The organism is Fodinicurvata sediminis DSM 21159, from assembly GCF_000420625.1.
GTDB lineage: Bacteria > Pseudomonadota > Alphaproteobacteria > Kiloniellales > DSM-21159 > Fodinicurvata > Fodinicurvata sediminis.
On record NZ_ATVH01000016.1, the window covers coordinates 153,885 to 172,441 of the forward strand.

Consider the following 18,557-nt stretch of genomic DNA (forward strand, 5'->3'; position numbering starts at 1 on the left):
AGACAATTCATACATACAACAGGTCATGGCTGTTCTCAAGATCCTGCGGATGGGACATCCGTTACTGGCACAGAAGGCGCAGGCCGTTCAGGACCTGCAAGCTGCCGAAGTGCAACGCCTGATCGCGGACATGAGGGATACCCTCCTGTGCGAGGGAGGCAGCGGGCTTGCGGCGCCCCAGGTTGGAACTACGCTGCGCCTAATTGTCTATCGCGTTCCAGGCCGTCATCTAAAAAAGGCCTCTCGGGGCGGTGGAGGCGATATGCGTGTTCTGGCCAACCCCTCGATCGAGCCCCTGGGGGACGAGAAGGAACCTGGATGGGAAGCCTGCCTATCACTGCCTGGCCTTGTGGGCGAGGTCTGGCGCTACAAACAGGTGTCCTGTCGCTATTATGATGAGTTGGGAAAGCTGCATACGCACCAAGCCGAGGGATTCGAAGCCCGAATCCTTCAGCATGAGTGCGACCATCTCGACGGCGTGCTCTATGCGCATCATATAGATACCATGAGGAAGCTCATCTATTCCTCGGAACTGCACCATCAGGGAGCGGACGCGTGAGTGAAGAAGCCAGGGATGAAAACGAGGCACTGGAAGCGTTGAGGGCGCAACTGCTTGAAGCGGCCCTGCCTCACGTGCCCTTTGACGGTTGGGGTGAAACGGCCCTGCTGGCCGCAGGGCGGGAGCTTGGCCTGGACACGGTTCTGGTCCTGAATGCTTTTCCCGATCCGGGAAGGGGCCTGATCGAGGCCTACAATCATCGAATCGACCTGGAAATGCTGGAGCGCTTCGATGAAGAGATACCCCGGGACTCCAAGGTCCGCGATAAGATAGCCGCCCTGGTGCGCCTGCGTCTTGAATTGCTGGAACAAGACAAGGAAGCCGTGCGTCGCGGTGCCGCGTTCCTGTCGCTGCCTTTCAATGCCGGCCTGGCTTCGCGCCTGCTTTGGCGGACCGTGGACATCATGTGGTATGCCGCCGGCGATACGGCCACGGATTACAACTACTACAGCAAGCGCGCGCTTCTGTACGGAGTCTATTCTTCAACCTTCCTATACTGGTTGAATGATCGTTCGGATAATCACGAAGCGACCTGGGCCTTCCTGGAACGGCGGATCGATGAAGTCCTGAAAGTCGGAGGCCGCATTGGCAAGACCATGTCGCGCTTCATGTCCTTGCCGGACCGAATGATGGGTAAGCAAAAGAGTGACAGCCTGACAGGCAGGCTGACGCGCCGCAAAGGACGTTTCACACCCCGCGGTTACTGACTGCTCTGCCCCAGAGACAGGCGGCCGTCAGGCCAGTTTGCCAAGCAGGCGGATGAACGCATCCTGTTCTTCCTTCTGTAAGGGGGACAGGACTTCGTGATTCACGCGAGAGGCGGCCTCGATCAGGCTTTCTGACAGTTCTCGGCCGCTACCTGTCAGTTCCAGAACCATCCGCCGCCGATCCAGAGGATCGGGTTTGCGATCTATGAAGCCCCGGGCTGCGAGGCGCTGGACCACCCCCTGTATGGTGGCGGGATCCATGGCCGTTTCACGGCCAAGCTGGTTCTGGGACAGCCGCTGTTTCTCGCGCAGCCGCGTCAGTGCAAAGTACTGCGCGGGCGTCAACTCGTATTGGGCCAGCTGCCCTTGGAAAAGCGAAGAGGCGCGCTGATGGGCGCGACGTAGAAGATGTGCAATCTGTTCGTCGAGCTGGAAGCCGTTCCCTTCAGCGCAAGGGGAACGGGATCTGTCTGTCATGACTTCGGGCATTCGGACCTCTGATTAAAGGTTGGCGATCATGCCCTCCGCCGAATTCTTGCCGCTTCTTCCGGCGGCCAGGTCAGCAACGATTTCAAGGCAGCATATGCGCTTCTGTCCCTTGCGTCCATGCTCCCTGAAAATTGGATCTGTAAATCGTGCAGGGCGGCCTTTCGCATGCTGCGGCCAGTCTTTGCTTGTCCTTGCGCCGCGCGTCTGCACACTGCTTGTCGGCAGCACGGTCGACTTTTCCTTTTTCAGGTTGTTTCAGATGAAGCCAAAAGTACTACAGATCAGACATATGCCGGGCGAGCGCAACGATCGGATCAGCGCCGATCTGCTGCGCCGCGGCTTCGAGCTGGATACGCGCTGGATTGCCGAGGGCCATGAACTGCCCAAGGAGACAGAGCCCTATGCGGCCACTGTGATCTATGGCGGTGCGCAGATGGTCGATCAGGTCAATGAACTGGATTATCTGGGCCGGGAAATCGATTGGATTCTGCGCTGGATGAAGACAGACAAGCCCATGCTGGGAATCTGTCTGGGGGCCCAGATGATTGCCCATGCTCTGGGGGGCAGGGTTGGACCGCATGCGGAGGAGAAGGCGGAGATCGGCTTTGTCCCGATCGAACCCACGGAAGCGGGACAAGATCTGATGCCCGAGGAGATGATGGTCTTCCACTGGCACCTCCAAGGCTTCGAGACACCACCGGGCAGTGAACAGCTGGCACGTGGCCCTGTGTTCGAGCATCAGGCCTTTCGCCATGGAGAATCTGTCTATGGCTTGCAGTTTCACCCCGAGGTGACGCGCGACATTCAGGCCCAGTGGCTCGAGGCCGGCGCGCACATGCTGGAAATACCGGGGGCCCAGTCACGCGAGGCACAGCTGGCTGCCACGGAACGCCACCTGGATCCGTTGGGGGAATGGCTGTGCGGGTTCCTGGATGTTTGGACCGGCCATCAGGCAGTTAAACCAGCGCGCCAGGTTTCATGAGGCAGCCCATGCCGTCGTTACGCCTTTTGCTTTTGGATTCCGGCGTCGGCGGCCTCTCTGTCCTGAAGGAGCTAAACAAGGCACTTCCCCAGGCTGAGGTCATCTATATGGCCGATACGGCCGCTTTTCCGCACAGCGACCAGAACGAGGCTACGCTGGCGGATCGAATGAAAGCCTTGATCGGTGGCTTCGCTGAAACCGGGCAACCCGACATGGTGGTCGTGACGGGAAGCACCGCCAGCAGTCTGGTGCTGGGAAGCCTGCAGGACCATTTTCCGTTTCCTTTGATCGGATGCCGCCCGGCTCTTGAGAGCGGCATCGAAATGACCGGTCGTTCGTGCGTCGGGCTGTTGGAAACAGAGGCCACGCTTGGACTACGAGCCCGCCGTGCGTGGATGGATCGGGTTGCGGCAAGCTGCAAGGTGGTACGTGTGGGGGCAAGGCATCTGGCCGCACTGGCCGAGCGCCGTTTTCGCGGTCTGCCCGTTGATCAGGCTGTCCTGGCCCAGGAAACCGGTGGGCTCTTTCTTGGAGAAGAGTCGCCGACTCCCGATACCGTGGTCCTGGGCTCTTCGCATTACTGGTTCCTTCTCGAGGAACTGCGCCGTCTGGGGCCACCGGGAACCCTGTGGCTGGAACCCGGTCTTGAACTGGCGCAGCGTGTTGTGGCGCAAGCCGGAACCATTGCGCTGCCGGAAAGGCGGCCGCCACTGAATGGTGGCAATCTGGCGGTCTTCTCACGGCTGTCGCCGCAGGATCGACGCAGCGTGGCGCGTGGTTGCGCGGCATTCGGACTGGAGCGTGTGTTCAGCCTAGACCCCCTGTCCAAAGACGGGCGCGCGCGGTTATCGGGCCTGCTATCGCAGGCGTAACGGATAACGCGTTGCGTCCAGGCAATCGCTGGGGCACCTTTCGAGCGGTTTCCACTGAGTGAGTAACTGGCGCGTGATCACTGTTCTGCCCTTCGTTCGTTCCTTTCACAGCGTTTGGCTTGTAACTGGACTTCTGTTGGCCCTGACAGCCTGTGCCGGGCCGAAACCGTCCCCAGAGCCGGCCCCTGAACGCTATCCACCGATCAGCTATCCCTATCAGGCCAAGGAACGCATTCTTTCGATTGCTTATCGTGAGTGGCTGGAGTTCCGGCGTCCGGTGCTGGATCAGACCGGGACAGAGGAACGGCAATTGCGTAAGGGCTACGAGGAGGGTGATCCCGAGGTCTTCCCACACCTTCAGGCCTATTGGAATGCGGTGCGCGCGGACTATGCAGGCTACGTCCGACAGCAGCGGGACCGCCACCGTGCCGGGGTGCGAACGGGTTTGTGGCAGGGTGAACCCTGGTCCGCCGCCTTCATTTCCTATGTCATGCGTTCGGCCGGGATCGACCTGGATGACTTTGAATGGGACGCAGGCCATCGCAACTACGTGGATGCTGCCATTCGCAGTGAACGACGCTACGGTCGGGACAGCGTGTTCCTGCCCCATGAAATCACCGATTACGCTCCGCGCGTAGGAGACCTTGTCTGTTCGGATCGCAGCCTGCCGGCGGAGCAGCGCATACGCAGCCTGGCTGAACGCGAGGCCGAGTTGGGCGGATCGCGTGGTATGCATTGCGATATCGTCGTGCAGACAGAACCTGGCAGGATTGCCGTGATCGGGGGAAATGTGCGCGATGCGGTCACACTGTCCTACCTACCCGTGAACGCCCGGGGGCAGCTTATCCCCTGGCAACCGGAGGATGGGCCGGAAATCCGGACCTTCTTCACTGTCCTGCAGACCAACATTCCCGATCCGCCAGGCGGCTTTCCCGTGCCGCGTGGCTTGCGCGAGGCCGAAAGGCTGTTACGCGATCAAGAAGGGAATACGGCATCTGGCTGAAACCGCTCCGTGGCGCAATTCGTGCGCTCGCTGTCGATCCTGGAACAGTGATCGGGCAGGGCGAACGCTAGCGTCCAGCGGAAAATTGCAAGAATCCGGAAGGGGATAGCCCAGATGCCGAAGAGTGATATCGAAATTGCCCGCGAAGCCTCGATCCGCCCGATTATCGAAGTGGGCGAGAAGCTGGGCATCCCGCAGGAGCAGGTGCTTCAGTACGGTCCCTACAAGGGCAAGGTGTCCTTCGACTTCATTCGTTCGATCCAGGACCGGCAAGACGGTCGCCTGATCCTTGTGACCGCCATAACCCCGACCCCGGCCGGTGAGGGCAAGACCACGACGACAGTCGGACTTGGCGATGGACTCAACAAGATCGGCAAGAACGCATCGATCTGTCTGCGCGAGCCTTCCATGGGTCCCTGCTTCGGCATGAAAGGGGGCGCAGCAGGGGGCGGTTACGCCCAGGTCGTGCCCATGGAGGATATCAACCTGCATTTCACGGGCGATTTCCATGCCATCGGAATAGCCCACAACCTGCTATCCGCCCTGATCGACAATCACATCTACTGGGGCAACGAACTTGGCATCGACAGCCGCCGGGTGGCCTGGCGGCGCGTGGTCGACATGAACGACCGCTCGCTGCGCCAGATCGTTTCTTCTCTGGGCGGTGTTGCCAATGGGTTCTCGCGTGAAGATGGCTTCGATATTGTGGTGGCTTCGGAGGTCATGGCCATCTTCTGCCTGGCCAGCGACCTGGAGGACCTGACCGAGCGTCTGGGCAAGATCGTGGTCGCCTATACCCGCGACAAGAAGCCGGTGCTGGCACGTGACCTGAAGGCCGAAGGCCCCATGGCCGTGCTGCTGCGCGATGCCATCGCCCCCAATCTGGTCCAGACGCTTGAGAACAACCCCGCCTTCATCCATGGCGGTCCCTTTGCCAACATTGCCCATGGCTGCAACTCGGTGATTGCCACCAGGACGGCGTTGAAGCTGTCCGATTACGTGGTCACCGAAGCCGGCTTCGGGGCCGATCTGGGGGCCGAGAAATTCTTCGACATCAAATGCCGCAAGGCCGGATTGAAACCCAATGCCGCCGTGATCGTGGCCACGGTCCGCGCCCTCAAGATGCATGGCGGTGTGGGCAAGGACGACCTGGGCAAGGAGAATGTCGAGGCGGTCAAGAAGGGGTGTTCGAACCTGGCCCGACACATCCGCAACGTGAAGGCCTTCGGCGTACCAGCTGTCGTGGCCATCAACCGTTTCATCACGGACACCGATGCCGAGGTCGAGGCCGTGCAGTCCGTGGCACAGGAACTGGGCTCGAAAGCCATTCTCTGCACGCACTGGGCCGAGGGCTCGGCAGGGACCGAGGAACTGGCACATCACGTCGTGGACCTGGTCGAAAGCGGCGTCGACCAGTTTGCACCTCTCTATGATGATGACATGCCCCTCTGGGACAAGATTCATACCATTGCGACGCACCTTTATGGGGCGCATGATATCCAGGCGGACAAGTCGGTGCGCAACCGAATCAAGGAACTGCAGGATACTGGCTACGGGCACCTGCCGATCTGCATGGCGAAGACGCAGTACTCCTTTTCCACGGATGCCAATCTGAAGGGTGCGCCTTCAGGACATTCCGTAACGGTTCGTGAGGTGCGCCTTTCGGCCGGGGCCGAGTTCGTCGTCGCCGTCTGCGGGGATATCATGACCATGCCGGGCCTGCCACGCGTGCCGGCGGCCAATAACATAAAGCTTGATTCGGAAGGCCGGATCGAAGGGCTTTTCTGACCCCTTTGCGTGCCTGCCTGATCGGCGCTGGCCGTCGATCAGGCATTGCGTCCGCAACAGCTTGCGTGTATTTGATATGTATGGTCAAGAAGGGGGCTTCTATGATAGGACATATCAAAGCTGTAGCCTGCGCGGTCATCGGGGGTGCCTGGCTTGCTTTGGCTTCGGTTGCGACAGCCGAGGACGCAACCCAGACAGCAGCCAAGACCGATGGAACGGGCCTGGAAGTCCACGCCGTCATCATGGAAGGCGCCGGTGCGATATCCAAGGATGTTTCCTTCAGCCTGCACAGCGCCACCAGGAGCGGAAATCGCAAGCTGGAAGCTTCTGGCACGGGTGGCCAGGCCGTTCTTGAAGCACCGCCGGGCGATTACATCCTGACGACGGTTTACGGTGCCACCACGCGAAAGCAGAATGTGCGTATCGACGAGGATGGATCGCACCATGTCGTCAACCTGGACGCCGGTGAGATCACCCTGGATGTAATTCGCGGCGTTGGTGAGCCTTCGGTCACCAAGCCGATCGAATGGAAGATCATGACGTACGGCAAGAACAGCAACGGGAATCGAAAGGTTCTCTATGAGGAAACGGCCGTCAAACCCTTCCTCGTATTGCCGGAAGGCTGGTACGTCGTACATGCCATCAATGAAGGCGAATTGATCAAGCATACCATCGAGGTGACGAGTGGTGTGCGTTATGATTACACCCTTGTACACTACTAGGCGGCCGGCCTGATTTCGTTCAGGCCAAGAGAAGAATTGATCGAGGGCTCATTCCTGAATTCGGGATGGGCCCTTTGTTTTGCGCAACTTACGGCGTACCATTTTTGACCCAGCCGATTTTCTTGATTCCCCAGAAAAAACGAACCACTTGCCCTAAAATCGAACCCATTAAAATTCATCAATTCACATGGGGTAAAGAGCAATGCTTGAATGGGCTATAGTTTTCTTCGTTGTCGCCATCATTGCCGCTGTTTTTGGTTTTGGTGGAATTGCAAGTGCGGCAGCCGGGATTGCCAAAATACTCTTCTTCATCTTCCTGGTGCTTTTCCTGATTGCCGTTATCAGCGGGTTGGCCGGTGCTGCGGTTGTCATCCCCTGACAGTGAGGGCAGGCTAGGACTGGCGAAGTCGGGATAGCATTCCCACATCATAAGGGTTGCAAGGCGCAGACTCATAAAACGGAAAGGATATAACCGTGGCAAATCAAAGCGTGGACAAGGAAACCGAGAACCTGAAATCGGAATTGGACAATCTTCGCAAGGACCTCGGGAAGTTGAGTGAACAGGTCAGCAAGACGGCTGGCGCTGGGGCCCGCGCTGCTTCGGATGAAACGCGCGCGGAGATCAACCGCCTGCGCGGTGAGTTGAATCGCCTGGCCGGTTACGCATCCGACCACGGCAAGGCCGGCGTTGACACGGTTCACCAGCAGGTGGAGCGCCATCCCTTGGCAAGCCTCGCGACGGCCTTTGGCGTCGGTTTCGTGCTTGGCAAGCTCCTGGATCGTCGCTGAGCGCTTTTTCCGAGTTCGGCCATCCAAGGCCATGTAAGGCAGGGGGTGCTCAATTGATCGAAGAGCTACGCAGTCTAGCGGCGCGTTTCGCGGCCGCACTCTTCCTGATGAGTCTTGCGGTCCTGGCCTTGCTGGGCGCCGCGATATGGGGGGCATTCGCCCTCTATCTCCGCTTGGAAGAGATCATGGATGCTGCGTCCGCGGCAGCTATCACGGGAGGCGTGGTGCTTCTCGTAGCAGCTGTCCTGGCGGGTATTGCCTGCCTTGTCCTGCGAAAATCCGGCTCGTCCGGCCCCAAGCAACCTGCCGTGGATCCGGCAAGTGGCCTTCCTCTTGGCAAGAACTCACCTCTGAAGGACCTCCCATTGCCAGGCCGACCCTGGGAAAGGGTCTATGCCGGTCTGATTGCCGGTTTCTGTCTGGGCGCTTCGCCTGAATTGAGGCGCTCGCTCAGCAAGATCATAGAGGATTATACCCGGCCTCCCCCTTCCTGAAGTGGAGACTGGAAGATCAGAATTGAAAAACGGCGCGCCTTCCTGGCGCGCCGTTTTTCGGGTCAGGCCTGACCGACCCAGCGGTTCCGCCGTTCAGGCGGCACGCATCTTGTCGAGAAAACTCTGAACTTCTTCTCTCAGCCTGTTCGTTTGTTCCGTCAGGCCTTCGGTCGACTGGAGAACATCGTTGCCCATTCGTCCTGTCTTGTCGGCGGCGTCCTGAACCTGCGCGATCACTGAATCCACCTGCTGGGTTCCGCTGGCCGCCTCGTTGACGCTGCGTGAGATCTCGCTTGTGGCCGCAGACTGTTCCTCAGCGGCCGAAGCGATCGAGGATATCATCTCGTCAATGCCGGTGATGCTTTCGCTGATCTTGCGGATGGCGTCGACGGCTTCCGTCGTGACACCCTGCATGTCCGAGATCTGCTGAGAAATCTCCTCGGTCGCCTTGGCGGTCTGGTTGGCCAGGTTCTTCACTTCACTTGCCACCACGGCAAAGCCCTTGCCGGCCTCGCCGGCCCGCGCCGCCTCGATGGTGGCGTTCAGCGCCAGCAGGTTCGTCTGCTCGGCAATGTCCTGGATCAGCTTCACAACGTCGCCGATCTTCTCGGCTGCTGCGGACAGACTGGTCACGGTCGAGTTGGTCTGTTCCGCTTCTGTTACCGCTTCGCGCGCCATGCGGTTGGAGGATTCCAACTGCTGATTGATTTCCTGGATTGAGCTTGAAAGCTCATCCGCTGCCGAGGCGACAGTCTGTACACTGGTGCTGGCCTGACGTGAGGCTGAGCTGACGGATAGAGCCTGACTGTTGGTGTCTTCGGCAATCTGTGAGAGTGTTTGTGCACTTTCGTGCATGCGTGACGCATCGGAGGCAATGGAACTGCCCAGTGTTCCAACACTGCCTTCCAAGCCTTGAGCGAGCTCTTCCAGAGTCTCCTGCTTTTCTTTCTTCAACACTTCTGAATAAACAGAAATGGCAAGGTCCATATCCAGCAGGGCCGCCTTGTTGATGGCCTGCAGGGCGGCACTGCGCAGCGCGCTCATCTGTTTTGCCTGCCAGCGGCCGTTGTAGTGTTCGCTCAGCACCTCGAGGAAGCGGTTGGTGAGAAAGCTGTAGCCACCAATGTACAAGGAAGGCGTCAGGCCGATGCGAGCGTGGGCCGCGCCAATTCGGCGCGCGGATTCATAGTAATCCTGATTGAAATTGGCGGAGAGAATCTGGTGCCAGTGCTTGACCTGCAGCTCACGTGCACGTTTGCGCGCCTCATCTGAGGCAAACAGACGATTGGTTTCCTCGTAGTTTGCCAGATGGCCGTAAAAAGCTTCCATGATACGCGGCAACTCCGCCTCGATGACGGGCTTGATACGACGCAGAGATGATATGGCGTCCTGGTCGAGCTGGAAAAAGTCGAGGCGTCTTTCTAGGGACAAGTCGTCCGACATGCAGCGAAGCTCCTGGATAAAGTTTTCTGATAGCCGTTAGTTGGCATGCACTTGCTGCCGGACAATACGGGAAAGGTGTTAAGAGAGCCTTTATGGCTCAGGCATGATTCGGCCAGCTTAGCATCGCTCCTCCGCTGCACGCTCTGCTCACGGCATTGCCACAAAGACTTGCGATTGTCTGCGGTCCGAGGACGCGGTAAGCCTGTGCTATCTGCGATACCGGAGTTGCACGACAGGAATGTGGAGATGAGCGGGGGAGCTACCCTGAATGTGGTGATACTGGCGGCCGGTCAGGGAACGCGCATGCGTTCTGCCAAGCCCAAGGTGCTGCACGAAGTTGCGGGCCTGGCGATGGTGCAGCATGTCCTGAACGCGGCCGAGGCACTTGAGCCCAGTCGCGTTGTGGTGGTGGTGGGCCCTGACATGCCGCAGCTTGCCGAGGCCGTTGCACCCTGGCCTGTCGCCGTGCAGCAGCAGCGCTTGGGCACCGCGGATGCCGTTCGCGCGGCGGCACCGCTTCTTGAGGGTGTGGACGAGACGGGGGACCTTCTGATTCTCTATGGGGACGGGCCCTTGATTACGGCCGAAACGCTTCGGGCGCTCCAGGAGCAGAAGAAGTCAAGCGGGGCCGATCTTGTCTGGCTGGGCTTCAAGCCTCCCGATCCGACGGGCTATGGCCGCCTGTTGCTGGCTGAGGACGGGACGCTTGAAGGTATCGTCGAGGAAAAGGATGCCACGGCCGAACAGAAGCGCATCAGCTCGTGTTGGGCCGGATACCTGCTGGGCAATGCCCGGGTCATGCTCGATCTGCTCGAGGCGGTCGACAACGACAATGCCAAGAGGGAATACTATCTGACAGATCTCGTGCGGCTTGGGCGGGCGACAGGTAAGGTTTCCCGCATCAGTGAATGTGGGGTGGATGAGGTTACCGGCGTCAATTCCCGCAGCGAACTGGCCCAGGCCGAACGACTGATGCAGGAGCGCCTGCGCCGCCGGGCTATGGAGCAGGGCGTGACCCTCATCGATCCGGATACGGTCTGGCTGTCGCATGATACCCAGCTTGCTGCCGATGTGGTTATCCATCCCAACGTCGTTTTCGGCCCTGGGGTCCGTGTGGCCGAGGGGGCCGAGATCCTGAGTTTCTCTCATCTGGAAGGCGCGAAAGTTGCCAAGGACGCGCGTATCGGCCCCTATGCGCGGTTGCGCCCCGGCAGTCACATCGGTGAAAAGGCGCGCGTGGGCAACTTCGTGGAGATCAAGGCCTCTCGGCTAGAGGCCGGGGCCAAGGCCAATCACCTGAGCTATATTGGTGATGCCACAGTCGGTGAAGGCGCGAACATCGGGGCCGGTACCATTACCTGCAACTACGATGGCTATGGCAAGCATCACAGCGATATCGGGGCCGGTGCTTTCATCGGCTCGAACACGGCTCTGGTCGCGCCCGTGCGTATCGGGGCGAATGCAATCGTGGGCGCCGGCTCGACCATAACGAGGGATGTTCCCGATGACGCCCTTGGCCTTACACGTGCAGAACAGTCAGTGCGCCCCGATGCAGCCGCCCGCTTTCGGGCGCAGCGCAAGAAAAGCAAGGAGAAATCCTGATGTGCGGTATTATTGGTATCCTGGGCCAGAAAGCGGTCACGCCTCTTCTTGTGGATGGCCTTAAGCGCTTGGAGTACCGCGGCTATGATTCGGCCGGCATCGCCACGCTGCGCAACGGCCAGATCGACCGCAGACGGGCCGAGGGGAAGATCGTCAACCTTGAAGCCGTGATCGAGAGAGAGCCGCTGGAGGGGACCGTGGGCATCGGGCATACTCGCTGGGCCACCCATGGACGTCCCACCGAGGTGAACGCCCACCCCCATGCCAACAGTGAAGTGGCCGTGGTACACAACGGCATCATCGAGAACTTCCGCGCGCTCAGGAAGGAATTGGAGGCGGCCGGCCACAGCTTCGAAACCGAAACCGATACCGAAGTGATCGTCCATCTGATCACGGATTACCTGAGAAGCCAGAAAAGCCCCGAGGAAGCCGTGGCAGCAACCCTGAAACGGCTGCATGGCGCCTTCGCGGTGGCCATCGTCTTCGCGGGCCGGCACGACCTGATGATCGGGGCCCGGCGCGGCAGCCCCCTGGCGTTGGGCTATGGCAATGGCGAGCTCTACCTGGGCTCGGATTCCCTGGCGCTGGCGCCGCTGACGGACCAGATCTGCTTCCTGGAGGAAGGGGACTGGGTCGTCCTGAAAGGCGGGGAGGCCCGCATCTTCGACCAGGACGATTCCCCGGTTGAGCGCCCTGTGACACGCACGGTCATGTCCGGCGCCATGATCGGTAAGGGCTCGTACCGGCACTTCATGCAGAAGGAAATCTTCGAGCAGCCGGTTGTCATAGGGGACACGCTGCAAAGCTATGTGGATCCCTTGAGTCGCCGGGTCACCCTGCCGGAGTTGCCCTTTGACTTTGCCCGGATTCCCCGCCTGACGGCCAGTGCCTGCGGAACCGCATTCTATGCGGGCATGGTCGGCAGGTACTGGTTCGAACAGGTCGCGCGCCTGCCCATGGATATCGATATTGCAAGCGAGTTCCGTTATCGCGAGGCGCCGCTGCCCGAGAACGGCGCCGCACTTTTCATCTCCCAGTCAGGCGAGACCATCGATACCCTCTCGGCCCTGCGCTACACGCGCACCCAGAAGCAGCATATCCTGTCCATCGTCAATCAGCAGGAAAGTGCAATTGCACGGGAATCCGACGCGGTCATGAAGACCCTGGCCGGACCCGAGATCGGGGTGGCCTCGACCAAGGCCTTTACCACGCAGCTTGTGGTCCTGGCCTGCCTGGCCCTGGCCGCCGGGCGCGCGCGGGGCTGCCTGTCGGCCGAGGCGGAGGCCGAGTTGACCTCGGCGCTCATCGAGGTGCCGGCGCAGGCTTCCTATTTCCTGGAACGTGAAGCCCAGCTGATCGACATTGCGAACGAGATGGCCGAGGCCAGCGATATTCTCTATATGGGCCGCGGCAGCATGTATCCTCTGGCGCTCGAAGGAGCGCTGAAGTTCAAGGAGATCAGTTACCTGCATGCCGAGGGCTATGCTGCCGGCGAATTGAAGCACGGGGCCATGGCGCTGATCGACGAGCATGTCCCCATCGTGGTCTGTGCGTCGAGCGGACCCCTGTTCGACAAAACGGCCGGCAACATCCAGGAGGTGATTGCCCGCGGCGGGCGCGTGGTTCTGATTTCTGACGAGCAGGGCATCGACGCCATCGGCGAAGGCGTGACCCATGCGGTTCAGGTGCCGGAGGTGTCGCCCTTCGTGGCCCCGATCCTCTATGCCCTGCCGCTGCAGCTGCTGGCCTATCACACGGCCGTCATCAAGGGCACGGACGTGGACCAGCCGCGTAACCTGGCCAAGAGTGTGACGGTGGAATGAGGTCGGGTTACAGGTGTGGGCATTGCTGCCTGGCAGCAACGTGGTAAAACCACCTCCGAATATTGAGTGCCGACTATCCGGAGAATACAGATGTCCGCTGGCGAAGAAACGCGTATCGAAACCGATTCCATGGGTGAGCTGGCCGTTCCGGCCGACCGCTACTGGGGAGCGCAGACGCAGCGTTCGCTCCAGAATTTCCGTATCGGAGGTGAGAGGATGCCCGAAGGTGTCGTGCGCGCCTTCGGAATCCAGAAGCTGGCCGCAGCCCGCACCAACATGAAGCTGGGGGTGATGGATGCTAAGATCGGCGAGGCGCTCTGCCAGGCGGCGGAGGAGGTTGCAGCCGGCAAGCTGATGGATCACTTCCCGCTGGTGGTCTGGCAGACCGGGTCGGGTACCCAGACCAACATGAACAGCAACGAGGTGATCGCAGGCCGCGCCAACGAGATCCTGACCGGCAAGCGTGGCGGCAAGGAACCTGTGCATCCCAACGACCATGTGAACATGGGGCAGTCTTCCAACGACTCCTTCCCGACGGTCATGCACATTGCCGGCGTCATGGCGTTGGTCGACACGACCCTGCCCAAGCTGCGCCGCCTGCAGGAGGGCCTGGAAGCCAAGTCGAAGGCCTTTGATCAGGTTATCAAGATCGGCCGTACGCACCTGATGGATGCAACACCGCTGACCCTGGGCCAGGAGTTTTCCGGCTATGCACAGCAGGTGAAGTACACCATCGCGCGTATCGAGGGCACGCTGGATCGCTTACTGGAACTGGCGCAAGGCGGCACGGCCGTTGGCACCGGCCTGAACTCCATCGAAGGCTTTGCTGAATCATTCGCTTCAGAAGTGGCTTCGATCACGGGGCAGCCTTTCGTCACGGCGGCCAACAAGTTCGAGGCTCTGGCCGCTCATGACGCCGTGGTCGAGGCGTCCGGAGCGCTCAACTCGGCAGCTGTCTCGCTGATGAAGATCGCCAACGACATTCGCATGCTGGGCTCGGGCCCACGCTGCGGGTTTGCCGAATTGCTGCTGCCGGCCAACGAGCCTGGCTCCTCCATTATGCCGGGCAAGGTCAACCCCACCCAGGCCGAGGCGCTCACCATGGTCTGTGCCCAGGTGATGGGCAACCACACCACGGCCAGCGTGGCGGGGTCGAACGGCCACTTCGAATTGAACGTCTTCAAGCCGGTCCTGATCTACAGCCTGCTTCAATCGGCACAGCTGATCGGAGACGGCGCCGAATCCTTCCTGGACAACTGCATTGCCGGCATCGAGGCGGACGAAAAGCGCATCGAGGACCTGATGTACCAGTCCCTGATGCTGGTGACGGCCTTGAATCCGCACATCGGTTACGACAATGCCGCCAAGGTGGCCAAGAAGGCCTATGCCGAGAACAAGACTCTAAAGGACGCCACTGTCGAACTGGACATGCTGACGGCCGAGCAGTTCGACGAATGGGTGCGACCCGAGAACATGATCGGCCCCCGCCAAGCCTGATCCGGACGTTCCCAGATCTGGCCAGACGCTCCATGAGGCGTACAGATGTGAGACGCACGGATGGATGAAGACGGTGGCATTCGGAAGCGTTCGGTGACCTTGGCGGGTCACCGGACCTCCATCTCGCTCGAGGAGATCTTCTGGCGTCAACTCAAACAGGCGGCGGAAGACGAGGGAGTTTCTCTGGCGGCATTGGTGGCGCGTATAGACCTGCAGCGCCTGGAGGGGGAACAAGCCGAGTCCAATGCCGATGCATCACGCCGGCCGGCCGTTGGCCTGTCGTCTGCCCTGCGGGTTTACGTGGTCCAGCGGCTCTGCCGGCAAATGAGGGAGAGGACCGGCGAGGGGACGTGAAGGCGCATCACTGCGTTGCGTTAGCAGCCTCGTTCTGAATCGTATTACCTCTGAGATTCTGCCCGAACCTCTCCCAACTGTGGTCAGGTGCACCTAGCGGGCCGGTGATCTCCAGCTCTGAGGCGGGTGTATCCTCACCTTTCTCATAGAGTTGGGCCAGCGCCTGTATCCGGCGGCGTGGGAGGTCGGCCAGCAGGCCACTCAACGCAAGGCGTCGCCGTGGTCCCTGGAATTGTAGATTGTCACTGGTCAGGCGGCCTGATTCGATGCGGATCTGACCGTCCACTGAAGCCGGCAGTTCCACGAGACGGAACAGACGTTCCATCCCGCCTGCTTGCCCTTCAGGTTCGGGGTCCGTGCCATTATTTTGCGACTTATCCTGTGGCAGGCGACCGGAGAGCTCCATTTCCCCCGAAAGGTTACGCACCATGCGAGAGATGGATTCCCCCTCCGTTGTCAGGGACAGGGGCAGGTCGAATGTGCCGTCGGCGGGAAAGCTGCCCAGCAGGGCCTTGGCGAAATACCCCATCGGCATATCCTTGAGCGCGCCATTCAAGCTGGCCTGATAGCTGCCGATGGCGTCGCCTATCAGGCTGCCATTTGCCGCGAAGGTTCCGCCCAGTACGCGGCCTCCCAGGGCCTCGACCTGCAGTTCGCTGTCCTCCAGAGCCATTGAAAGGGTCAGGTTTTCAAGAGACTCCCAAGCCGTGTCCAGGTGATCCAGGGACAGATCGAGGCGCCCTTGGAGTGCCCTCGTGAAAGTCAGGGGCAAGGGGCGCTCGTAGGTGTCATTCCCGGAAGGCAGGAAGGCGCCCAGATCTCCCAGGGAAAGTCGTTGTCCCCGCACTTCGAGGTTCATCTCGGGGCGCCGGCGAGAGAAGATCCATTCGCCTGCCAGATCCAGCGGATCTCCAGCCAGGGAGAGTTGGCCTTCCGGTAGCTCGATGGCACGTGGCGAGGCCGTGGCCTGACCACTTGCCAGCAGTGACGGCAAGTTCTTGTCTGGCTGGCCCAGCAGTCCTGGCAGGACTGCTGACTCCTGTGGGTGCTGGAAGTCGAACCGAAACTCGGTTACCGGGTAGCCGATATCGAGATCCTCGGTCGTGCCTTCCAATTCCAGTTGCGCTCCGGCGCTTTCCAGTCGCGTGTCGTATGCCCAGGTCCCCTGGTTGAGAGAAAAGTCACTGGTGGCATGCAGTTCAGGCAGGCGGCGCAGGACATCGTCCTCTGACAGGTCCAGCCAATCGCCAAGCTGTGGTCCCGAGAGCCCGTCCAGGTCCAGCTTGCCATTGGACAGCCCCATGCCGGTTTCGTCCTTAGTCACCAGTCCTGCCAGGAAAAGCGAGGCATTTGCCAGATCCATGTCGCTGTTGACGGAAAGGGAATTCAGTGGGCCGTCAAGTATCCCGCTGGCATGAACAGGCCCCAGCCTCTGGAAATAGGCTGTGAAGGGCAGGTCCATTCGGCCGGCAAAGCGTCCAGGGTTCTGCAAGGTCAGATCAAACTGCATGCCGATCAGCTGGGGCGTGGACTCCAGCCTGTCCATACGGCCCGACAAGCTGGCTTCCAGGCTGTTGAGGTTGCCAACCTCAAGTCTGTCGAGGGTCAACTCACCCCCTTGGAGGCGACCGCTGAGTTGCAGTCCGGATAGCCGTTGGCCCAAATAGGTCAGGCGCTGTGCCTTCAGATCAAGATTGGCGTCGAAGCGCGTGAGCATTTGTCCGAGCGAAGACAGCTCCTCCAGCGCGCCACGGTTTGTATCACCTTCGCGATCCGGAGACCCATTGCGGGACAGGTAGCCATCAAGGTTCAGGCGGTCGACTTCCAGACCCAACCCCAGACCGAGGCGTTCCCGCAGGGCAATGGCAACACCACCCGTAAAACTGCTGACATCCAGATCAAGTTCCAGATCGGTCAATTGAAGCAGATCATTGCTGTATTGGAAGCCAGAGTTCAGCTTGGCGTGGCGCAGGCGTTCCCCAGGCACGGAATCGGTATCCAGTGACAGCCAGTTCAGGAACTGGCGCAGATTGCCGGTCTCCCCCTGGATGTTCCCATCAAATCCCACGCCCTGTTCGCCGGGGGCCAGCGTACCGCTCAAGTGAAGGCGGGTGCCTCCCGGAGCCGAGGCCTGCAAGCGCTCGACCAGGGCGGAACCGGGGGCCAGCGTTGCGTCCAAACGCAGATCCTGGACCAGATCATCCCTCATGCCGAGACTGTCCAGATTGATGCGAACCCGCCCGTCAATGTTCCGTTCCAGGAGTCCAGCCAGCAGTTCCCGCCCGCGCCCCTCAAGCCTTTCCTGCCAGGCCGGAAACTCTATGCGCCGGATGTCCAGCTGCAGGTCTACGGCAGGAATTGCTGAAAACCGGATCTGTGCCTGGCCCGTGGCATCCACGCCTGCCAGGCGCAGGCGCCCGTCCGTCACCTCCATCTCGACGAAATCGCTTTCGATCCTGCTTTCCAGATTAAATGGTAAGTCGGCGCTGCTGTCCGGAGGCGCACTTCCAAGCAAGCCTTCCAGGCTGTTGCCCTGCAGGTTCAGTTGCGCGGACAGGCGTGTCTCGTTGTCGGCAAAGGTGGCATTGCCGCGAAGGCGTCCCTCGGATTCTCCAAGCCCGGCACTGGACCAGGACAGATCAAAGGCGCGTTGCTGTCCCGTGCTGGCTGCGCCGATTGCAAGAGATGCCTGGTGGCTGTGCTCTTGCCAGCGGCCTTCGCCCTCGAAGCGCAAAGGTGTGCCGCCTTCCGGAACGCGTGTCGTCATGTGGATTTGGTCGGCCAGTATGTATGGTTCTTCCTCGGAACCCACCAGCAGGATTTCGCCTTGCGATATCTCGAGCTGGAGCGGAGCCAGGCTTTCAAGCTTGTTCAGCCAGGTTTCGGTGTTGGCCAGATCCTGCCCGACTTTACCGGTTTCGGGTGAGACCAGGATCAGGCGCGGCTGGCTGAGGGAGGCCCGTTCCAGACCGGATTCACCGGATATCAGGGCCGTCAGCGAGATGTCCAGCTGGGCGCTGGGAATGTCCATGCGTGGGTGACTTTCCGGGCCGCCCTGGGTTGGATCGATTCGCACATCTGCCAGCTGCAGGCTAGGCCTTGGCAGCAACGAGAAGGAAACGTCCCCGGATATGGTGACGCCTGCATCCAAGTTCTCTGCCAGCTCGGCCGCGATGGCCTGCTTGCGCGCCTCTTCATCAATCACGAAAGGTGCCGCTACGGCGCCCGCCAGCACAAGGCCGCCGATGACCGCAAGACACCACAAGACAGTCTTCAAGTTCCTATTCCCGTAATCCCCCTCAGCCCCGTCAACCGGGCCCCCAATGCGGCACAGGGTAGTGTTTCCCCCTGTTCGAGGCAAACGCAAGCATGCGTGAAGCCTGTCCTTTTCAGTCTGGAAGCTTTTGCTTAAGAAATTGCTGCGGCGTTTTGG

Annotated in this window: 17 protein-coding genes; 14 read left to right on the plus strand and 3 right to left on the minus strand. The window is 60.4% G+C overall.

The window, feature by feature from the left end; all coding sequences use genetic code 11:
* The first annotated feature begins 25 nt into the window (after window positions 1–25).
* Window positions 26–559, plus strand: coding sequence for a peptide deformylase (gene def, locus G502_RS0113410; protein WP_022729190.1), 534 nt, complete (start codon window positions 26–28; stop codon window positions 557–559).
* The gene (locus G502_RS20220) at window positions 556–1,266 is read left to right on the plus strand and encodes a COQ9 family protein (RefSeq protein ID WP_022729191.1); all 711 of its coding nucleotides are present in this window, start codon (window positions 556–558) and stop codon (window positions 1,264–1,266) included. The genes def and G502_RS20220 overlap by 4 nt, the downstream gene beginning before the upstream one ends.
* Window positions 1,267–1,293: 27 nt before the next feature.
* Here G502_RS20220 and G502_RS0113420 read toward each other — a convergent pair whose 3' ends face one another.
* Complete coding sequence (locus G502_RS0113420) at window positions 1,294–1,743, minus strand: MarR family winged helix-turn-helix transcriptional regulator (RefSeq protein WP_026989473.1); 450 nt, start codon at window positions 1,741–1,743, stop codon at window positions 1,294–1,296.
* A 271-nt stretch (window positions 1,744–2,014) separates the two neighbouring features.
* On the opposite strand from G502_RS0113420, the gene G502_RS20225 reads away from it, so the two are divergent.
* From G502_RS20225 to G502_RS0113465, 8 genes are all read left to right on the plus strand, one after another.
* Entirely contained in the window at window positions 2,015–2,737 is a 723-nt protein-coding gene (locus tag G502_RS20225) for a glutamine amidotransferase-related protein (RefSeq protein WP_162140984.1), read from the plus strand.
* Between the two features lie 8 nt (window positions 2,738–2,745).
* Entirely contained in the window at window positions 2,746–3,609 is an 864-nt protein-coding gene (locus G502_RS20230) for a glutamate racemase (RefSeq protein WP_022729195.1), read from the plus strand.
* Window positions 3,610–3,667: 58 nt separating this feature from the next.
* Window positions 3,668–4,612, plus strand: a complete 945-nt coding sequence (locus G502_RS20235) for a DUF2272 domain-containing protein (RefSeq protein WP_081649813.1) — start codon at window positions 3,668–3,670, stop codon at window positions 4,610–4,612.
* A 114-nt stretch (window positions 4,613–4,726) separates the two neighbouring features.
* Window positions 4,727–6,400: a formate--tetrahydrofolate ligase gene (locus G502_RS0113445; RefSeq protein WP_022729197.1), complete on the plus strand. Its 1,674-nt coding sequence runs from the start codon at window positions 4,727–4,729 to the stop codon at window positions 6,398–6,400.
* Window positions 6,401–6,501: 101 nt separating this feature from the next.
* A complete protein-coding gene (locus tag G502_RS0113450) occupies window positions 6,502–7,122 on the plus strand; it encodes a hypothetical protein (RefSeq protein ID WP_022729198.1) in 621 nt (206 codons plus the stop codon).
* A 202-nt stretch (window positions 7,123–7,324) separates the two neighbouring features.
* A complete protein-coding gene (locus G502_RS22055) occupies window positions 7,325–7,501 on the plus strand; it encodes a DUF1328 family protein (RefSeq protein WP_022729199.1) in 177 nt (58 codons plus the stop codon).
* Window positions 7,502–7,596: 95 nt separating this feature from the next.
* Complete coding sequence (locus tag G502_RS0113460; RefSeq protein WP_022729200.1) at window positions 7,597–7,911, plus strand: ElaB/YgaM/YqjD family protein; 315 nt, start codon at window positions 7,597–7,599, stop codon at window positions 7,909–7,911.
* 53 nt (window positions 7,912–7,964) lie between these two features.
* Entirely contained in the window at window positions 7,965–8,405 is a 441-nt protein-coding gene (locus G502_RS0113465; RefSeq protein WP_022729201.1) for a hypothetical protein, read from the plus strand.
* A gap of 93 nt (window positions 8,406–8,498) precedes the next feature.
* Here the strand turns inward: G502_RS0113465 and G502_RS0113470 are convergent, their stop codons facing one another.
* Window positions 8,499–9,848, minus strand: a complete 1,350-nt coding sequence (locus G502_RS0113470; protein WP_022729202.1) for a globin-coupled sensor protein — start codon at window positions 9,846–9,848, stop codon at window positions 8,499–8,501.
* A 246-nt stretch (window positions 9,849–10,094) separates the two neighbouring features.
* On the opposite strand from G502_RS0113470, the gene glmU reads away from it, so the two are divergent.
* The 4 genes from glmU to G502_RS0113490 all read left to right on the plus strand — a co-directional run bounded on the left by glmU (window position 10,095) and on the right by G502_RS0113490 (window position 15,124).
* Window positions 10,095–11,450, plus strand: a complete 1,356-nt coding sequence (glmU, locus tag G502_RS0113475; RefSeq protein ID WP_022729203.1) for a bifunctional UDP-N-acetylglucosamine diphosphorylase/glucosamine-1-phosphate N-acetyltransferase GlmU — start codon at window positions 10,095–10,097, stop codon at window positions 11,448–11,450.
* A complete protein-coding gene (glmS, locus tag G502_RS0113480) occupies window positions 11,450–13,273 on the plus strand; it encodes a glutamine--fructose-6-phosphate transaminase (isomerizing) (protein ID WP_022729204.1) in 1,824 nt (607 codons plus the stop codon). The genes glmU and glmS overlap by 1 nt, the downstream gene beginning before the upstream one ends.
* Window positions 13,274–13,363: 90 nt before the next feature.
* On the plus strand, window positions 13,364–14,770 hold the full coding sequence (gene fumC / locus G502_RS0113485; RefSeq protein WP_022729205.1) for a class II fumarate hydratase: 1,407 nt from the start codon (window positions 13,364–13,366) through the stop codon (window positions 14,768–14,770).
* A 60-nt stretch (window positions 14,771–14,830) separates the two neighbouring features.
* On the plus strand, window positions 14,831–15,124 hold the full coding sequence (locus G502_RS0113490; protein WP_022729206.1) for a ribbon-helix-helix domain-containing protein: 294 nt from the start codon (window positions 14,831–14,833) through the stop codon (window positions 15,122–15,124).
* Between the two features lie 7 nt (window positions 15,125–15,131).
* Here G502_RS0113490 and G502_RS0113495 read toward each other — a convergent pair whose 3' ends face one another.
* Window positions 15,132–18,401, minus strand: a complete 3,270-nt coding sequence (locus G502_RS0113495) for an AsmA-like C-terminal region-containing protein (protein WP_162140985.1) — start codon at window positions 18,399–18,401, stop codon at window positions 15,132–15,134.
* Between the last annotated feature and the right edge of the window lie 156 nt (window positions 18,402–18,557).